Raw genomic sequence first — 16,863 nt, forward strand, 5'->3', positions numbered from 1 at the left:
TGGATTGCCCATATTTTTTGAGTTAAATATTATCTCATTTAATTACTCTATGGTGGCGAATGCCTACCATATCCTGAGTTTGCTGGAAAAGACTTAGGTCTATTTCCTAATTGAAAAATTCATCTTATATGGCTAATGATTGCTGAAAAAATTGCTAACTTCTTATCTACCTATTTAATGAACAAAAAAATTCCTTTATCATGGCTACAATTGACACGGGAAAAAACCCGTTTGGCTGTAGCTTTGGCAGGGATTGGCTTTGCTGATATTTTAATGTTTATGCAGCTTGGTTTCCGAGATGCTTTGTACTATAGTAACGTCCGTTTACATAGCAGCTTGGAAGGCGACATTATTTTAATTAATAGTCAGTCTAATGCTATCTTGTCGATGAGGAGTTTTTCTCAACGACGTTTGTATAAAGCTTTAGATTTACCAGCAGTTAAATCAGTACATCCTATCTATTTAGATTACACAGCCTGGAGAAATCCAGAAACAGGTCGCCCTCGGAGTATTCTGATATTTGGTTTTAACCCGGAAGTTAATATTTTTAACTTACCCGGAATGGTAGAAAATTTAGATAAACTTAAACTCCCTGATGTAGTTTTATATGACCGTTCTTCTCGGGTAGAGTATGGGCCAATTGCTGCTGATTTTGAGCAAGGTAAAAATGTCACAGCAGAAGTGAGAAGACGACGGATAAAGGTAGTAGGTTTATTTACTTTAGGCGCATCTTTCGGTGCGGATGGTAATTTAATTACTAGTGATGTTAACTTTTTGCGAATATTTAATAATCGCCAGCGCGGTTTAATTGATATTGGGGTAATTAAGCTCAAGCCTGGTGCAGATGTGAACGCAGTTACTCAAGAATTAAGAAATTATTTACCTCAAGATGTTAATGTTTTAACCAAGCAACAATTTATCGATTTTGAGCGTAATTACTGGGCAAGTAGTACTGCGATTGGTTTTATTTTTACTTTAGGGACAATTATGGGCTTCATTGTAGGAACCGTAATTGTTTACCAAATTCTCTATACTGAAGTTGCCGATCACTTGGCTGAGTACGCGACTTTAAAAGCAATAGGTTATACCCAAAACTATTTATTAACAGTTATTCTACAAGAAGCTTTCTTATTAGCTGTGATTGGTTATATACCTGGATTTGCTTTTGCATTGTTTATGTATTCTACTGCTAGAAATGCTACATTACTACCAGTCTTTATGAGCATTGATCGTGCTATTTTAGTACTATTTTTAACAATAGTAATGTGCTTTGTTTCTGGTGCGATCGCAGTACGTAAGCTACGTTCAGCCGACCCTGCTGATATCTTTTAAGTAATTAAATATTAGCTGTATAAATTTAGAAAGTTTTCAATACTAAAATCATTATAAATGCTCAATACTTATCAAAAATACTATTTTATAATCGATGATTAATAACTTATTTTGTTACCTACAGTTACCTTCGTAAACTCTTAACATCCAGCTACCCACTTTATGATGCGACAAGAACCTGTAATTGCTATTAAAAATCTCAATCATTACTATGGTAGAGGCGCACTGAAAAGACAGATTTTATTTGACATTAATCTAGAGATTTATGCTGGGGAAATTGTAATTATGACCGGGCCATCAGGTTCAGGTAAAACTACATTACTGAGCTTGATTGGTGGGCTACGTTCTGTACAAGAAGGTAGCTTAAAATTTCTCAGTGAAGAATTATTAGGTGCCAGTCAAAATCAGTTAGTGCAAGTCCGCCGGAAAATAGGTTATATTTTCCAAGCTCATAATTTACTAGGATTCTTAACTGCCAGACAAAATGTACAGATGGCGGTAGAGTTAAATGACGAAATTGCCCAAAGCGAAGCAATTGCTAAATCAGAAGCAATGCTGACAGCAGTTGGGTTACAAGAGAGAATTAATTACTATCCAGACAATCTTTCTGGTGGTCAAAAACAAAGAATTGCGATCGCTCGCGCCTTGGTGAATCATCCTCCCCTTGTACTAGCAGACGAACCAACAGCAGCTTTAGACAAACAATCCGGACGGGATGTTGTAGAAATCATGCAACGCCTTGCCAAAGACCAAGGAACGTCTATTTTGTTGGTAACACATGACAACCGCATTTTAGATATAGCCGATCGCATTGTAGAAATGGAAGATGGGCTTTTAGCTCGCGATTCTCAAAGTGTAGTCAGCCATTACGATTCTGGCTTGAGAAATCAGAACTCATAAAGTAGAAAGAGCTGCACCCTACAAGAATCAATGATTATTAGCGTGGCCTGATTGTTTAGCTACAGGCTGCTGCGGCGCATTCTTACCAGGAGTAGCTTGACGGCTAGTACGGAAAGAGACATTGACACCATCGTTTGATTGCTCTAGCACTAACAAAGGAGTAGGTTTAGCTTTCTGATCCCAATGCATATTAGCAATCCGTCCTTGAATTGTGGGTTGCCAAGTATCTTCATCGTCTGTGGGGCTAAGGTAAGTTTCGATACAATCAATAATTTGGCTAATAGTGGCAGAAGTCGCTTGTGTTGGTAACTTCATTAAGCGAACTTGGACGCGAAATAGTACTCGCTTCGCCATGTTTGGTGGAGTACCAGTTTCATATTCAACATCAAAAGTTTCATCAACTTGTCGTCCGGTATTAGTAGCAATCCCTACAGATCCTTGCTGGGATTGATTGGGACGTAGAGCTTGAGAAATTTTTTCTTTTACTTGAATTTTAATTTGATTAACGATCGCAAAGTGAAATACCTCTTCTGCCATCCGCATCCGCAGATAATCTAAGTTGAAATCCCGGGAGTTAACCAAATCGGGATTTGTTTCCATTTTGCGAATGGTTTCTAGCGCCAGCTTAAACTTCTTTTCTAGTTCTCGGGTGCGGAATTGTTCAAACTTGAGTTTTTTATCTAGTTGAGTCTTCAGGTATTTGCCATAGGCAACTAAAGCAATCACTGCTAACAACAACCCTCCAGAGGTAAACATGAATATCGGCGGTGGAGCGTTTTGTGGTGCTTTTGATGGTACTTCTTGGGTTGTCTTTTTAGCTTTTCCCGCTGAAGTTTGGGCTGCAAAAATCAAATTGTACATGATTGACAAACTGCTAAACTTAATTCCTGATGCTAGAGTGCCCAAATTTTGTATGCTAATTTGCGGTATTATTACTATTTTTTATTACTTTGACTAAATCGTATATGTACACACACCTTAGCCCTGATGATAAAGGTTTCATAAATCTCTTACCCTTGTCTGAAGCGAACTCAAGTTGTTGGCAAAAGATTCAACTGGTGGCTACGGATATGGATGGCACCTTAACCAGAAAAGGTAAATTTACCAGTAACCTTTTGCAAGCTTTAGAAAATTTAGCAGCAGCCAATATTAAAGTGCTAATTGTGACTGGGCGCTCTGCTGGGTGGGTGAGTGGACTCAGTAGCTTAATGCCTGTAGCAGGTGCGATCGCAGAAAATGGCGGTTTATTTTATCCTGCGGGGAGCGATCAGCCAGTAGCACTAACAGCCATTTCTGACTTAGTCAGCCATCGTCAAAATTTAGCTGCGGCTTTTGAGCAATTACAAAATCAGTTTCCGCAAATCCGAGAATCTACTGACAATCGATTTCGCATCACCGATTGGACTTTTGATGTCGCATCCTTAAATACCACAGAATTACAAACCCTGAGTCATTTATGTCAAGAAATGGGATGGGGATTTACTTACAGTAATGTACAGTGTCATATTAAACCGCAAACTCAAGATAAAGCTGTAGGTTTGTTGCAAGTATTACAGAAAAATTGGCCGCAATATTCTTCAGAACAAATTGTGACAGTGGGTGATAGTCCTAATGATGAAAGTTTATTTGATCGGTGTTATTTTCCCATCTCTGTAGGCGTAGCGAATGTATTGGAATATGCTAATCAGCTACAGTATCAGCCTGCTTATGTAACTAGCACTGCGGAAGGCGAAGGATTTTGTGAATTATCAAATTATCTTTTGCAAGGTGTAATGAATACAACCCCAATCAATTTGTAGTTGGAACTTCATTTGGGTGCTTTTCAGTACGCTCTTGGCTGAATATGGGTAACAATTTATAACATTGAGTACTTAGTATCTTGCTTGAGTTTATAGTACAATAGTACTAAGCTTGTCGGTGAAGGGGAAAAGGGGAATGGTTCAAGGGAAAGAAAAAACCTTTAACCCTTAACCTTTAACCTTTTCCCCAAAACCAATCTTGAGTTCAAAACGCTTAACTGAGTAGTGTTATGCCATTACTCCCATATAAAAAATAAGATGGGCACTGCCCAGATATTTGCTTCTCAGCTAGATTGCCAGTAGTGCCCACCCTAGATTAATTGTGTTTGTTATACCATGACCTACGCGTTAACATTAGCCAGAGCTTTGTCAACGGCTTGTAAGGCTGTGTTGATTTCTTGTTCTGTGACAATCAATGGCGGTACAAAGCGGACAACTTTTGGCCCGGCTGGGACTAGCAATACACCCTCTGCGATCGCAGTTTTGACAATATCAGCTGCTGTTAGCGTGATATCTGCTTGCAATTCGAGTCCGTTGATTAAACCCCAGCCGCGAACGTCAGCAATGTGATTGGGATATTTAGCTGCGATCGCTTTTAAGCCATTTCGCAGTTGTTCACCTCTATCTTGCACGTTCTGTAAAATATTTTCTTTTTCGATGGTTTGACAGACAGTTAGCGCCACGCCACAAACAAAAGGATTACCTCCAAATGTGCTGGCGTGTTCCCCTGGTTGAAAAACATCGCAGAATTTTTTACTCATCATTGCGCCGATAGGGATACCACCGCCCAGTCCTTTTGCACTGGTGAAAATATCCGGTTCCACACCGAGATGTTCGTAACCCCATAACTTCCCACTGCGTCCCATTCCCACTTGCACTTCATCGAAAATCAATAAAATGCCAGTTTCATCGCAAATCTGCCGTAGCTTTTTAAAGTAAGCCACATCGCCAGGACGAACGCCACCTTCCCCTTGCAACGGTTCTAAAAGAATCGCGGCTACACGGTAATCACCTTCATCAAGTTCGCTAATCGCCGCCTCTACCGCAGCAATATCGTTGTATGGCACATAGTGGAAACCAGGAACCAAGGGATCAAAGTATTTTTGATACTTGGGTTGTCCAGTTGCGGTAATTGTCGCTAAAGTCCGCCCGTGGAAACTAGCATTAGCAGTTAAAATGATTGGTCTTTCAATTTCTAATACAGTATGGGCGTATTTTCGTGCTAATTTAATTGCTGCTTCGTTAGCTTCCGCACCAGAGTTACAGAAAAATACGCGATCAGCACAGGAATGTTGAATAATCCATTTTGCCAATTCACCTTGTTCGGGAATGTAATACAAATTAGAAACGTGATGCAGCTTTTGAATTTGCCGTGTAACCGCTTCTACCATTGCTGGATGGGCGTGTCCCAAAGTACAAGTAGCAATTCCAGCCACAAAATCCAAATATTCCCGCCCCTCAGTATCCCACACCTTACATCCTGCGCCCCGTTCTAGGGCGATAGGAAATCGCCCATAGGTGGACATAACTGCTTCATCAAAGCTGTTGGGGTCAAACGGACTAGATGGTAAAGTATTTGACTGTGGGGGCATGGTGGCTGCGTCAACCAGAGTTTCTATGCTCACTACCGCTCCTTGTGAAAATCTGCGATCGTATAGTTATCTACTAGTGTCCTAGAAACCTTCCAAAATATCGACTATTTTCTTGGGATTTTGTCATTTGTCATTTGTCATCTGGGGTTTGGTAATTGGTAATTGGTAATTGGTAATTGGTGTTTGTCATTAATTATTTCTCCCCCTGCTCCCGGCCCCGTTGCTTTTCCCAGTCCCTAGCCCCCAGTCCCCAGTCCCTTTATTCCCTAACCATTGGCAGAGGTGAAAGAATTGTGTACTCAATGCCTGAGCAAAAATATCAACGTATCCAAAAGGAGTTGATGGCAGGAGCAATCGCTCTTGGTTGTGTTTTCATGATTGGGACTTTGTGGTACAGCCTGGTGGAGGGGTGGTCATGGGAAGATGCTGCTTATATGACGGTAATTACCCTGGCGACTGTGGGATATGGCGAAACACACCCGCTAGGTAATCGCGGTAGGTTATTTACCATTGCCTTAATTTTGATGGGTGTCATCAATATCGGTTACATTGTCAATAGATTTACAGAAGCTGTGATTGAAGGCTACTTTCAAGAAGGAATTCGACTACGGCAACAGAGGCGCATAATGGAATCGTTATCAGGACATTACATTATTTGTGGGTTTAGTCGCACAGGTCGCCAAATCGCCAAAGAATTTCGGGCTGAAGGTGTAAATTTTGTCGTCATTGATTCTGAGGTTGAATCTGTTCAAAGAGCGCAAACAGAAGGTTATGTAGTATTCCAAGGTGATGCCACATTAGATGACACACTTTTGAAGGTCGGCATAGAAAGAGCGATGTGTATTGTTGCTGCTCTACCTTCAGATGCTGAAAATTTATACACTGTACTATCTGCTAAAACACTTAATCCAGCAATTCGAGCGATCGCAAGAGCAAGTACAGAAGAAGCTTTGCAGAAGTTACAACGCGCTGGTGCAGATGCGGTGATTTCGCCCTATATCACTGGCGGTAAACGTATGGCCGCAGCCGCCCTCAGACCCCAAATTTTAGACTTTGTTGATGGTATTCTTACAGGTACAGACCGCCAGCTGTACATGGAAGAATTTTTGCTAGACCCAGCTTTTTGTCCTTTTGTGGGACAAAGTTTGCAAAAAGCTAAATTGCGATCGCAAACAGGGGCGTTAGTTCTCGCCATCCGTCGCCTTGATGGTAATTTAATCGGCGGCCCTACCGGTGATACTGTTTTAATGCCTGGAGATACCCTGATCTGTATGGGTACAGCAGAACAATTGCAAAGTCTTAACCAAATTCTCGGGCCTATTGTTTCTAAAAAAGTGCGTAAACCGAAAAATAGTTAATTGGTGTTTGTTAATGGGGAATGGGGAATGGGGAATGGGGAATGGGGAATGGGTAATGGGGAATGGGTAATGGGTAATGGGTAATGGGTAATGGGTAATGGGTAATGGGTAATGGGTAATGGGTAATGGGTAATGGGTAATGGTAATCCCCTCTTTGTCCCCCTAATCTCCCTAATCTCCCTAATCTCCCTAATCTCCCTCATCTCCCTCATCTCCCTCATCTCCCTCATCGAACAATAAAAAACCTCGGTTAAGCACCGAGGCTATGGAGAAGTCAAAATGACGATTAGATACAGCGATTGAAAAGGAAAACTTTGAGTTAACAGTTGAAGCAGGCAAAACAAGGACTACCACAAATAAAAATATTGTGTCGTTGGTGTTATATCTGCTGTGCTTGCTTTTGGTTTAACTTATGTAACTAAATTTAACAGTATTGTTACAAATAGTCAACAATGATTGACAAAAAATTTTGATGGGCGATCGCTTATCCTCTAATATAGGTTTTTTTGTTCAATTCACCTGGCTAACCTAGGGATAATTGAGAAAAAAATACCTGATATTGTCATCACAACAACATCAGGTATGGATAGGAATCGTCTTTGATTTTTTAAAAGCTAGGTATACCTTGATTCCCTGTCCCCTATTCCCCGTCCCTTGTCCCGTTTTTATGCAAGTAATTTCAGAAATCAAACTGGATTGCTATATCAGTTGAGAAAGTGATAGTGAATGGTAATTTCAAGCTTTGAATCTGCTGCTTGATTTAGCATATTGGGATTATGCTAGTTTTTGATTTGCACTAAGTTTATATTTTTTACGGATTTGGCTACCAGCGAAAGCTAATCCAAAAATTGTTAGTCCAGCAGCAGTAGAAGATTCGGGAACGGCTTGAGAGATAGCAGATTTGCTAAATTGGAAAGCTATAGTCTGGGTACCTTGGAATTTGCTGCTATCGTAGCCAGTACTCAGAAGTTGTTGTGTAATCGCTCCTTGGGATAGGAATGAGATTCCAGTTAAATAATTTCCAGAAGCTATTTCATTCAGGTTAAAGCTGTTATTCTGTCCGTTATTAGTAAAGTAAGCGCTAGTTAAATCGCCGTAACCTACAGTACCACCACCTGTCTTAACTTGAGATTCATAGGAATTGCTACCACCTGCTAAACCTCCATAAGTTTGGACAGTATAGCCTTCTTTAATGTCAGTAACAGTTTTTGCTTGAACCCCGCTATAAACACCAAGTTGTTGTACACCAGAAGCATTCGCAGAAGCGAAGCGGATACCATATAAATCTCCGCTATTCATCGCATTTAGAAAGGTTTTGCCAGACGTATTAAAGAATAAGTCGCCATAACCAATCTGACCACCAGCAGCTCCAGCTTCGGCTTCTCCGGTTAACTTCATATTGCCATTGATAGCAATAATTACGCTGTCAGCAGTTTCTTTGACAGCCATACCGGAAATATCATAGGGATTTACTTGTCCAGGTGCTGCACCAACCCAGTAGTTACCATTCATCCCATCTGCATTGGAATCAAATGCATACTGCCAACCGTTAGCATCAGTAGGATTTGATCCCAAGAGAAGACCAGTACTATCGTTTAAACATTCTAAAGATATGCTAAATGCTGATCCCGTTAAACTACCAGCATAAGCTCCTTGAGCTACAGAAAGAATACCAACTGTGGTGATAGCAACTTTTAAAAAGCTGGATATTTTTTTAACTTTCATTTCTGAAGAGAAGTAATAGATTTCTGTCGAATCCCTATTAGGGATAATTCATTTTTATGGGAATAATCAAAAAACTAATAGGGTAATTATTCGGAATTTATTATCTCAGTAAATCACCTGGAGTTTATGAAACTAATATATAAAAATCTCAGTTTATAAAGGTAACATTAAAAGTTGATCTGATGTAATTACATCCCTCTATCTAGGATGAAATTACATTTATCCGTACTGATTGCATTGCCAGTGCATTTTTTGTTCTAAGTATTGTTATTTGCAAAGAAATATTAACCGGTTCTCGCTGAATAATATTCCTTTAGAAATATGTCTAAAGAAATAGGCAATCAAACTATTGATATATATGCCGTAAAAAATCTGCTTTTAGCAGCTACCTTAAGGATTATGAAAAAGTTATGATTGGCTAAATGGTGTTCCAAGAAGTGTTGGCAGCAGCCTTATTTAATGGGTTTCAGCATAGGGTTAAGTTTCCCCAAAGCAAAGAGCGCCAATGATGAACTTAACACTAGCCCCGCCAAACAAACGGGGGATCAAATATATATAAATTCCTTAAGGATAAGGCTATGGCTACTGAACAATTAACCAGAGAAAGCGACAGTTTAGATTTAAAACAACTATTAAGAACATTAAATGCTGTTAAAAAAGGTGATTTCTCTGCGAGAATGCCAATTGACCAAACAGGAATTGCCGGAAAAATAGCCGATACACTCAACGATATTATTGACCAAAATGAGCGCATGGCGGCAGAGTTACAGCGCATCGGTAATGTAGTTGGTAAAGATGGCAAAGTCTCGGAACGTGCTTCTTTAGGAAATGTTCGTGGTTCGTGGTTAAGTTGCGTTAATTCTGTGAACACACTAATTACAGATTTAGTGCAGCCAACAGCAGAAACTACAAGGGTAATTAGGGCTGTAGCTAATGGCGATTTATCTCAAACCATTGCCCCAGAAATTGAAGGTAGACCTCTGAAGGGAGAGTTTCTGCAAACTGCCAATATCGTCAACACAATGGTAGACAGGCTGGGTTCCTTTGCATCAGAAGTTACCAGGGTAGCGCGAGAGGTGGGAACCGAAGGTAAGTTAGGAGTACAAGCCGAAGTCAGGGGTGTGGCGGGTACCTGGAAAGATTTGACCGATAACGTCAATTTGATGGCGGGGAATTTAACTGCTCAAGTACGTAATATTGCGGAAGTTGCAACTGCGATCGCAAATGGTGACCTGTCGAAGAAAATTACTGTCAATGTGAAAGGCGAAATTTTGGAGTTGAAAAACACCGTCAACACGATGGTAGATCAGCTCAATTCCTTTGCGTCTGAGGTAACCAGGGTAGCGCGGGAGGTAGGAACAGAAGGGAAACTGGGCGTACAAGCAGAAGTGCGCGGTGTGGCGGGTACATGGAAAGATTTGACCGATAACGTCAATTTGATGGCGGGTAATTTGACAGCGCAGGTGCGGAATATTGCAGAAGTAACAACGGCGGTAGCAAATGGCGACCTTTCCAAGAAAATTACTGTAAATGTCAAAGGCGAGATTTTAGAGTTGAAAAACACCGTCAACATCATGGTGGATCAACTCAACTCTTTTGCATCAGAAGTAACCAGGGTAGCGCGAGAAGTAGGCGCGGAAGGAAAATTAGGCGGTCAAGCAGAAGTGCGCGGTGTGGCGGGTACCTGGAAAGACCTCACCGACAGCGTGAATTTTATGGCGGGTAGTTTGACAGCCCAGGTGCGGAATATTGCAGAAGTGACAACGGCGGTGGCGAATGGCGACTTATCCAAAAAAATCACCGTGGATGTGAAGGGCGAAATTTTGGAGTTGAAAAACACCATTAACACGATGGTGGATCAGTTAAACTCCTTTGCGTCCGAGGTAACCAGGGTAGCGCGAGAGGTGGGAACGGAAGGTAAGTTGGGCGTACAAGCGGAAGTGCGCGGTGTGGCGGGTACCTGGAAAGACCTCACCGACAACGTCAACTTGATGGCAGGTAATTTGACAGCCCAGGTGCGTAATATTGCGGAAGTGACCACGGCGGTGGCGAATGGTGACCTTTCCAAGAAAATCACTGTGGATGTGAAGGGCGAAATTTTGGAGTTGAAAAACACCGTCAACATCATGGTGGATCAACTCAACTCCTTTGCATCGGAAGTAACGCGGGTAGCGCGGGAAGTGGGTGCAGAAGGAAAACTAGGCGGTCAAGCAGAAGTGCGAGGTGTGGCGGGTACGTGGAAAGACCTCACCGACAGCGTGAATTTCATGGCGGGAAGTTTGACAGCCCAGGTGCGGAACATCGCGGAAGTAACGACGGCGGTAGCGACTGGCGACTTATCCAAGAAAATCACGGTGGATGTGAAGGGTGAAATTTTGGAGTTGAAAAACACTATCAACACGATGGTAGATCAATTAAACTCCTTTGCTTCGGAGGTAACGCGGGTAGCGCGAGAGGTGGGAAGCGAAGGAAAGCTGGGTGTACAAGCAGATGTGCGCGGTGTGGCGGGGACGTGGAAAGACCTCACAGACAGTGTGAACTTCATGGCAGGAAGTTTGACAGCCCAAGTGCGGAATATTGCGGAAGTGACAACGGCGGTGGCGACTGGCGACTTATCCAAGAAGATTACCGTGGATGTGAAGGGTGAAATTTTGGAGTTGAAAAACACTATCAACACGATGGTAGATCAACTCAGTTCCTTCGCATCTGAGGTAACCAGGGTAGCGCGAGAGGTGGGAACAGAAGGGAAACTCGGCGTACAAGCGGAAGTACGCGGTGTTGCTGGAACCTGGAAAGACTTAACAGGTGCGGTGAATATGATGGCAGGGAACCTCACCGATCAAGTAAGGAACATTGCAGAAGTTGCAACTGCGATCGCAAATGGTGACTTATCGAAGAAAATTACTGTGCAAGTTAAAGGCGAAATTCTGGAGTTGAAAAACACCATCAATATCATGGTGGATCAGTTAAACTCCTTTGCATCTGAGGTAACCAGAGTAGCCCGAGAGGTGGGAAGTGAAGGGAAACTGGGCGTACAAGCTGATGTGCGCGGTGTCGCGGGAACCTGGAAAGACCTCACCGACAGCGTGAATTTCATGGCGGGAAGTTTGACAGCCCAAGTGCGGAACATCGCCGCAGTTACCACAGCGGTGGCGAATGGCGACCTCTCGAAGAAAATTTCTGTGGATGTCAAAGGAGAAATTTTGGAGTTGAAAAACACCGTTAATACAATGGTGGATCAACTCAACTCCTTTGCTTCTGAGGTAACCAGAGTAGCGCGAGAGGTGGGAACGGAAGGAAAACTCGGCGTACAAGCTGAGGTAAAAGGAGTCGCGGGAACCTGGAAAGACCTCACCGACAGCGTTAACTTCATGGCGGGAAGCTTGACAGCCCAAGTGCGGAACATCGCGGAAGTAACAACGGCGGTGGCGAATGGCGACCTTTCCAAGAAAATTACTGTGGATGTGAAGGGCGAAATTTTAGAGTTGAAAAATACCATCAATACGATGGTGGATCAACTCAACTCCTTTGCTTCGGAAGTAACGCGGGTAGCAAGGGAGGTGGGAACGGAAGGTAAATTAGGTGTACAAGCCTACGTCCGAGGGGTAGCGGGAACGTGGAAAGACTTGACCGACAATGTGAACTCAATGGCGGGTAACCTGACAGCCCAAGTACGGAACATTGCAGAAGTTACCAAAGCGGTGGCGAATGGTGATTTATCCAAGAAAATCACCGTAGATGTGCGCGGGGAAATTTTGGAGTTGAAAGACACTATCAATACAATGGTGGATCAACTCAGTTCCTTTGCTTCGGAAGTAACGCGGGTAGCGCGAGAAGTGGGAACGGAAGGAAAATTAGGCGGTCAAGCGCAAGTCCAAGGTGTGGCGGGGACTTGGAAGGATTTGACTGATAATGTCAACTCGATGGCGGGTAATTTAACAGCCCAGGTGCGCGGTATCGCCCGAGTGGTAACGGCGGTGGCAAATGGGGACTTGAAACGCAAATTAATGTTAGATGCGAAGGGCGAAATTGAAACCCTAGCTGAGACAATCAATGAAATGATTGATACCCTAGCCACCTTCGCCAATCAGGTAACCACAGTAGCGCGGGAAGTAGGAATCGAAGGAAAATTAGGCGGTCAAGCCAGAGTACCAGGGGCGGCGGGTACATGGAAAGATTTGACTGATAATGTGAATGAACTGGCTGCAACTTTAACTACACAGCTAAGGGCGATCGCAGAAGTAGCTACAGCCGTAACTAAGGGCGATTTAACTCGGTCGATTGCGGTGGAAGCTTTAGGGGAAGTCGCTATCCTGAAAGACAACATCAACCAAATGATTGCCAACCTGCGAGAGACCACCCAGAAAAATACTGAGCAGGATTGGTTAAAAACTAACCTGGCGAAGTTTACGCGAATGCTGCAAGGTCAGCGCGATTTAGAAACAGTTTCTAAACTCATCCTCTCAGAACTAGCGCCGTTAGTAGGCGCGCAGCATGGCGTATTCTACATGATGGAAGCCGCAGATAATCAAGCATTCCTCAAATTATTGAGTAGCTATGCTTACCGGGAACGCCGCCATTTAGCCAACCGCTTCTACATGGGTGAAGGTTTGGTAGGACAATGTGCTTTGGAAAAAGAACGGATTCTGTTAACAGAAGTACCTGGTGATTATGTCAAAATTAGCTCTGGTTTAGGGGAAGCTGCGCCCTTGAATGCTGTTGTCTTACCTGTATTGTTTGAAGGACAAGTCACAGCCGTAATTGAATTAGCTTCCTTCCGGCGCTTTAGTGAAATACATTTAACATTCTTCGATCAACTCACAGAAAGTATTGCGATCGTCTTAAATACAATTGCAGCTTCCATGCGGACGGAAGAATTGCTCAAACAATCCCAATCTTTAGCAGAAGAACTACAAACCCAGCAAAACGAACTGAGGGAAACTAACAAGCGACTAGAACAGCAAGCCCAATCACTCAAAGCTTCCGAAGATTTGCTCAAAGGACAACAAGAAGAACTACAACAAACCAACGCCGAATTAGAAGAAAAAGCTGAGTTGTTGGCGCTGCAAAAGAAAGAAGTGGAACGGAAAAACCTAGAGATTGAACAAGCTAGACGTTCTTTAGAAGAGAAAGCCGAACAATTAGCCCTTTCATCTAAATATAAATCCGAATTTCTGGCGAATATGTCCCATGAATTGCGGACACCACTCAACAGCTTGCTGATTTTGGCGAAGCTGTTAACAGATAACGTTGAAGGTAATCTCACTACCAAGCAAGTGGAATATAGCCAGACAATTTACTCAGCTGGTACTGACTTGTTGACCTTAATTAATGACATTTTAGATTTAGCCAAAATCGAATCGGGAACCATGTCAATTGACATGAACCAAATGTTATTTTCGGAGTTAGGCGAACAACTTGAGCGCACATTCGGGCAAATTGCCCAAAATAAAGGACTCGCCTTTAACGTGGAATTTGCTCCCGAATTACCACAAACCATCTACACTGATGCCAAACGTTTACAACAAGTCCTGAAAAATCTCCTTTCCAATGCCTTTAAATTTACCGAAACTGGGGAAGTCCGTTTGCGGGTAGAAGTGGCAAAACAAGGCTGGAGTCAATCTCAAGAAACTTTAAATCGCGCCCAAGCTGTGATTGCTTTCTCTGTTAGCGATACAGGTATCGGGATTGCACCAGAAAAACAAAAAGTAATTTTTGAAGCCTTTCAACAAGCTGATGGTAGCACCAGCCGCAAATATGGCGGTACAGGCTTAGGCTTATCCATTAGCCGCGAAATCGCCCGCCTATTTGGTGGTGAAATTAAACTTGTCAGCCATCCCAATCAAGGTAGTACCTTTACTTTCTACCTCCCCCAACTCTCTCCAGAGTCGAGAGTGCTGAGTACTGAACCTTTATCAGTCAGGACACAACCCAATCCCCAGTACCCAGTACCCAATCCCCAATCCCTCATGGACGATCGCTCTATTCTCGCAGAAGACGATCGCGTACTGCTGATTGTGGAAGATGACATTAATTTTGCCCGTATCCTGCTAGATATGGCACGCCAGCAAGGATTTAAGGCGATTACCGCCCAAAACGGCAGAATAGGGCTAACTCTAGCACAGCAATATCTACCCTCAGCTATCTTGCTAGATATCCGCTTGCCAGAAATCGATGGTTGGACAGTATTAGATCGCCTCAAACATAACCCCCGCACCCGTCACATTCCCGTACATATTATGACAGTGGAAGAAGGACGACAACGCGGTTTACAATTAGGCGCGATCGCATATCTGCAAAAGCCCTTAACCAGCGAAATCATCTCCGAAGCCTTAACCAAAATCAAAGGTTTTATCGAACGTCGGGTGAAAAGCCTACTAGTAGTCGAAGATGACGAAAATCAACGCCACAGTATTGTGGAATTAATTGGTAACAGCGACGTAACTACCACCGCCGTAGGTACAGGTGCAGATGCCCTAGAAGCCATTCGCACCCAGCATTTTGATTGCTTGGTTCTCGACTTAGGGCTACCAGATATGACTGGTTTTGAACTAATTGAACAAATCAAGCAGCTACCTCATGGTGAAAATCTGCCTGTAATTGTTTATACAGGTCAAGAACTAAACCGAGTACAAGAAACAGAATTGAGACGGATAGCAGACACGATTATTGTTAAAGACGTGCGATCGCCCGAACGTCTCTTAGACGAAACAGCCTTATTCTTGCACCGAGTCCAAGCCAATTTGCCTGCACCCAAGCGGGAAATTCTCGAACAACTCCATGCGAGAGACTACTTGCTAACAGGTAAAAAAGTACTCATAGTAGACGACGATGTGCGTAACATCTTCGCCCTCACCAGTATGCTAGAGCGTTATCAAATGCAGGTCTTATATGCAGAAAACGGTAGAGAAGGCATTCGCACCTTGGAAACTACCCCGGATATTGATGTTGTATTAATGGATGTCATGATGCCAGAAATGGATGGTTACGAAACCACTCGCCTGATTCGCCAAAACCATCAATTTAGAGCTTTACCAATCATTGCCCTCACCGCCAAAGCCATGCAAGGCGATCGCGAAAAATGTATTGAAGCAGGTGCATCCGACTACATCACCAAACCCGTAGATACAGAACAGTTGCTTTCGCTATTGCGGGTTTGGTTGTATAGGTAATGGGGCATTGGGCATGGGGCATTGGGCATTGGGCATGGGGCATTAGTCATAGGTAATTGGTAATGGGTAATTGGTGTTTGTCATTAATTATTTCTTTCCCTGCTCCCTACCTCTTCCTTTTCCCAGTCCCCAGTCCCCATTACCCCTTATCCCCAAAGGGGGCCCCGAGTTCCCCAGTCCCCAATCCAAAATTATTTGAGTCTTTTATTCGTCCACCATCTCTAAAGTCAATATGTTTCTTGGTTTATTCACGATTAGCTGCATAGTATCCAGCCACAAAGAACCCATAATGGTATCGGGAATCTCATCACCGACATGGACGGGGATTATGGCTTCAATTCCATCAATGATAATTTTGCCTTCATGGATGTCTAACCTTGCGTTCCCGCGTGCTGTGGTCATTTCAACTTGTGCGGCTAGCAATGACCACCCCAAAGCATCCAGGTCTTGAGTATTGATAGCTAACCAGCCATCTGTAAACCCTGTATCAAATAAGGCTTCAATGATAAATTCTTCACCGTTAACACTAACAAGCTGAATTTCAAAAAATAGCTCGCCGTTATCTCCAAATGAACCTACAGCCATAGCCTGCCACAGGTTCCTGTATCGTTAAGTCGAAAGATAGTCAGTTTTACTTGATTAGTATTACCGTAAGTATCACGAATTTTTTGCGTTATCCCTTTTAAAGTTAAGTCAAGGAGGTAATCTTCTGTCTCTGGGTCAATGGCAATATGCCAGTTGTAATTTGTCTCTATCAGTTGCGGACGCAAGCGCTCAAAAATCTCACGGCACTTTGCTGCAAGGGCATCACGTTGTTCTCGCTGATGACGCTTTTGCTCTGGCACGATAGGAGATGGAGGTAAGATGCGGGTGCGTCGTTGCTGGGATATATGTGTCATATTTGGTTCCGCATTTAACTGGCATATATATCTAGTCTAGTTCCCAATCCCTATTCCCTCAGTTCACAAAATTTGTAACCTACGAC

At 43.0% G+C, this 16,863-nt stretch carries 12 protein-coding genes; 5 read left to right on the forward strand and 7 right to left on the reverse strand.

The genetic code is table 11. The features are described from left to right. Nucleotides 1-177 precede the first annotated feature (177 nt). Both devC and HG267_RS16585 read left to right on the forward strand, forming a co-directional pair. The gene (devC, locus tag HG267_RS16580; RefSeq protein WP_045872116.1) at nucleotides 178-1,332 is read left to right on the forward strand and encodes an ABC transporter permease DevC; all 1,155 of its coding nucleotides are present in this window, start codon (nucleotides 178-180) and stop codon (nucleotides 1,330-1,332) included. Nucleotides 1,333-1,497: 165 nt separating this feature from the next. Next, nucleotides 1,498-2,232, forward strand: a complete 735-nt coding sequence (locus tag HG267_RS16585) for a DevA family ABC transporter ATP-binding protein (RefSeq protein ID WP_045872115.1) — start codon at nucleotides 1,498-1,500, stop codon at nucleotides 2,230-2,232. Nucleotides 2,233-2,259: 27 nt separating this feature from the next. Here HG267_RS16585 and HG267_RS16590 read toward each other — a convergent pair whose 3' ends face one another. Beyond that, nucleotides 2,260-3,093: a hypothetical protein gene (locus HG267_RS16590; RefSeq protein WP_096621984.1), complete on the reverse strand. Its 834-nt coding sequence runs from the start codon at nucleotides 3,091-3,093 to the stop codon at nucleotides 2,260-2,262. 104 nt (nucleotides 3,094-3,197) lie between these two features. Between HG267_RS16590 and HG267_RS16595 the strand changes: the two genes are divergently transcribed. Beyond that, complete coding sequence (locus HG267_RS16595; protein WP_045871846.1) at nucleotides 3,198-4,031, forward strand: HAD-IIB family hydrolase; 834 nt, start codon at nucleotides 3,198-3,200, stop codon at nucleotides 4,029-4,031. Between the two features lie 341 nt (nucleotides 4,032-4,372). Here HG267_RS16595 and HG267_RS16600 read toward each other — a convergent pair whose 3' ends face one another. Then, the gene (locus HG267_RS16600) at nucleotides 4,373-5,623 is read right to left on the reverse strand and encodes an aspartate aminotransferase family protein (protein ID WP_228045632.1); all 1,251 of its coding nucleotides are present in this window, start codon (nucleotides 5,621-5,623) and stop codon (nucleotides 4,373-4,375) included. A 293-nt stretch (nucleotides 5,624-5,916) separates the two neighbouring features. Here HG267_RS16600 and HG267_RS16605 point away from each other — a divergent pair, with 293 nt between their 5' ends. Further along, nucleotides 5,917-6,981 carry a potassium channel family protein gene (locus HG267_RS16605; protein WP_045871844.1) on the forward strand — a complete coding sequence of 355 codons (1,065 nt, stop codon included), beginning with the start codon at nucleotides 5,917-5,919 and terminating at the stop codon, nucleotides 6,979-6,981. Here the strand turns inward: HG267_RS16605 and HG267_RS16610 are convergent. The 3 genes from HG267_RS16610 to HG267_RS16620 all read right to left on the reverse strand — a co-directional run bounded on the left by HG267_RS16610 (nucleotide 6,978) and on the right by HG267_RS16620 (nucleotide 8,706). Then, nucleotides 6,978-7,184: a hypothetical protein gene (locus tag HG267_RS16610; protein WP_071989437.1), complete on the reverse strand. Its 207-nt coding sequence runs from the start codon at nucleotides 7,182-7,184 to the stop codon at nucleotides 6,978-6,980. The genes HG267_RS16605 and HG267_RS16610 overlap by 4 nt on opposite strands. Beyond that, on the reverse strand, nucleotides 7,171-7,320 hold the full coding sequence (locus tag HG267_RS16615) for a hypothetical protein (RefSeq protein WP_155539400.1): 150 nt from the start codon (nucleotides 7,318-7,320) through the stop codon (nucleotides 7,171-7,173). Before HG267_RS16615 ends, HG267_RS16610 begins: the two co-directional genes overlap by 14 nt. A 435-nt stretch (nucleotides 7,321-7,755) precedes the next feature. Further along, nucleotides 7,756-8,706, reverse strand: a complete 951-nt coding sequence (locus tag HG267_RS16620) for an XDD3 family exosortase-dependent surface protein (RefSeq protein WP_052335276.1) — start codon at nucleotides 8,704-8,706, stop codon at nucleotides 7,756-7,758. Nucleotides 8,707-9,284: 578 nt separating this feature from the next. Here HG267_RS16620 and HG267_RS16625 point away from each other — a divergent pair. Further along, the gene (locus HG267_RS16625; protein WP_045871843.1) at nucleotides 9,285-15,878 is read left to right on the forward strand and encodes a HAMP domain-containing protein; all 6,594 of its coding nucleotides are present in this window, start codon (nucleotides 9,285-9,287) and stop codon (nucleotides 15,876-15,878) included. Between the two features lie 204 nt (nucleotides 15,879-16,082). Here HG267_RS16625 and HG267_RS16630 read toward each other — a convergent pair whose 3' ends face one another. Both HG267_RS16630 and HG267_RS16635 read right to left on the reverse strand, forming a co-directional pair. Beyond that, nucleotides 16,083-16,463, reverse strand: a complete 381-nt coding sequence (locus HG267_RS16630; protein WP_045871842.1) for an aspartyl protease — start codon at nucleotides 16,461-16,463, stop codon at nucleotides 16,083-16,085. Then, the gene (locus HG267_RS16635) at nucleotides 16,454-16,777 is read right to left on the reverse strand and encodes a hypothetical protein (RefSeq protein ID WP_045871841.1); all 324 of its coding nucleotides are present in this window, start codon (nucleotides 16,775-16,777) and stop codon (nucleotides 16,454-16,456) included. Before HG267_RS16635 ends, HG267_RS16630 begins: the two co-directional genes overlap by 10 nt. Nucleotides 16,778-16,863 lie beyond the last annotated feature (86 nt).

The sequence above is a fragment of the Tolypothrix sp. PCC 7601 genome (genome assembly GCF_025677855.1).
Lineage (GTDB): Bacteria > Cyanobacteriota > Cyanobacteriia > Cyanobacteriales > Nostocaceae > Aulosira > Aulosira diplosiphon.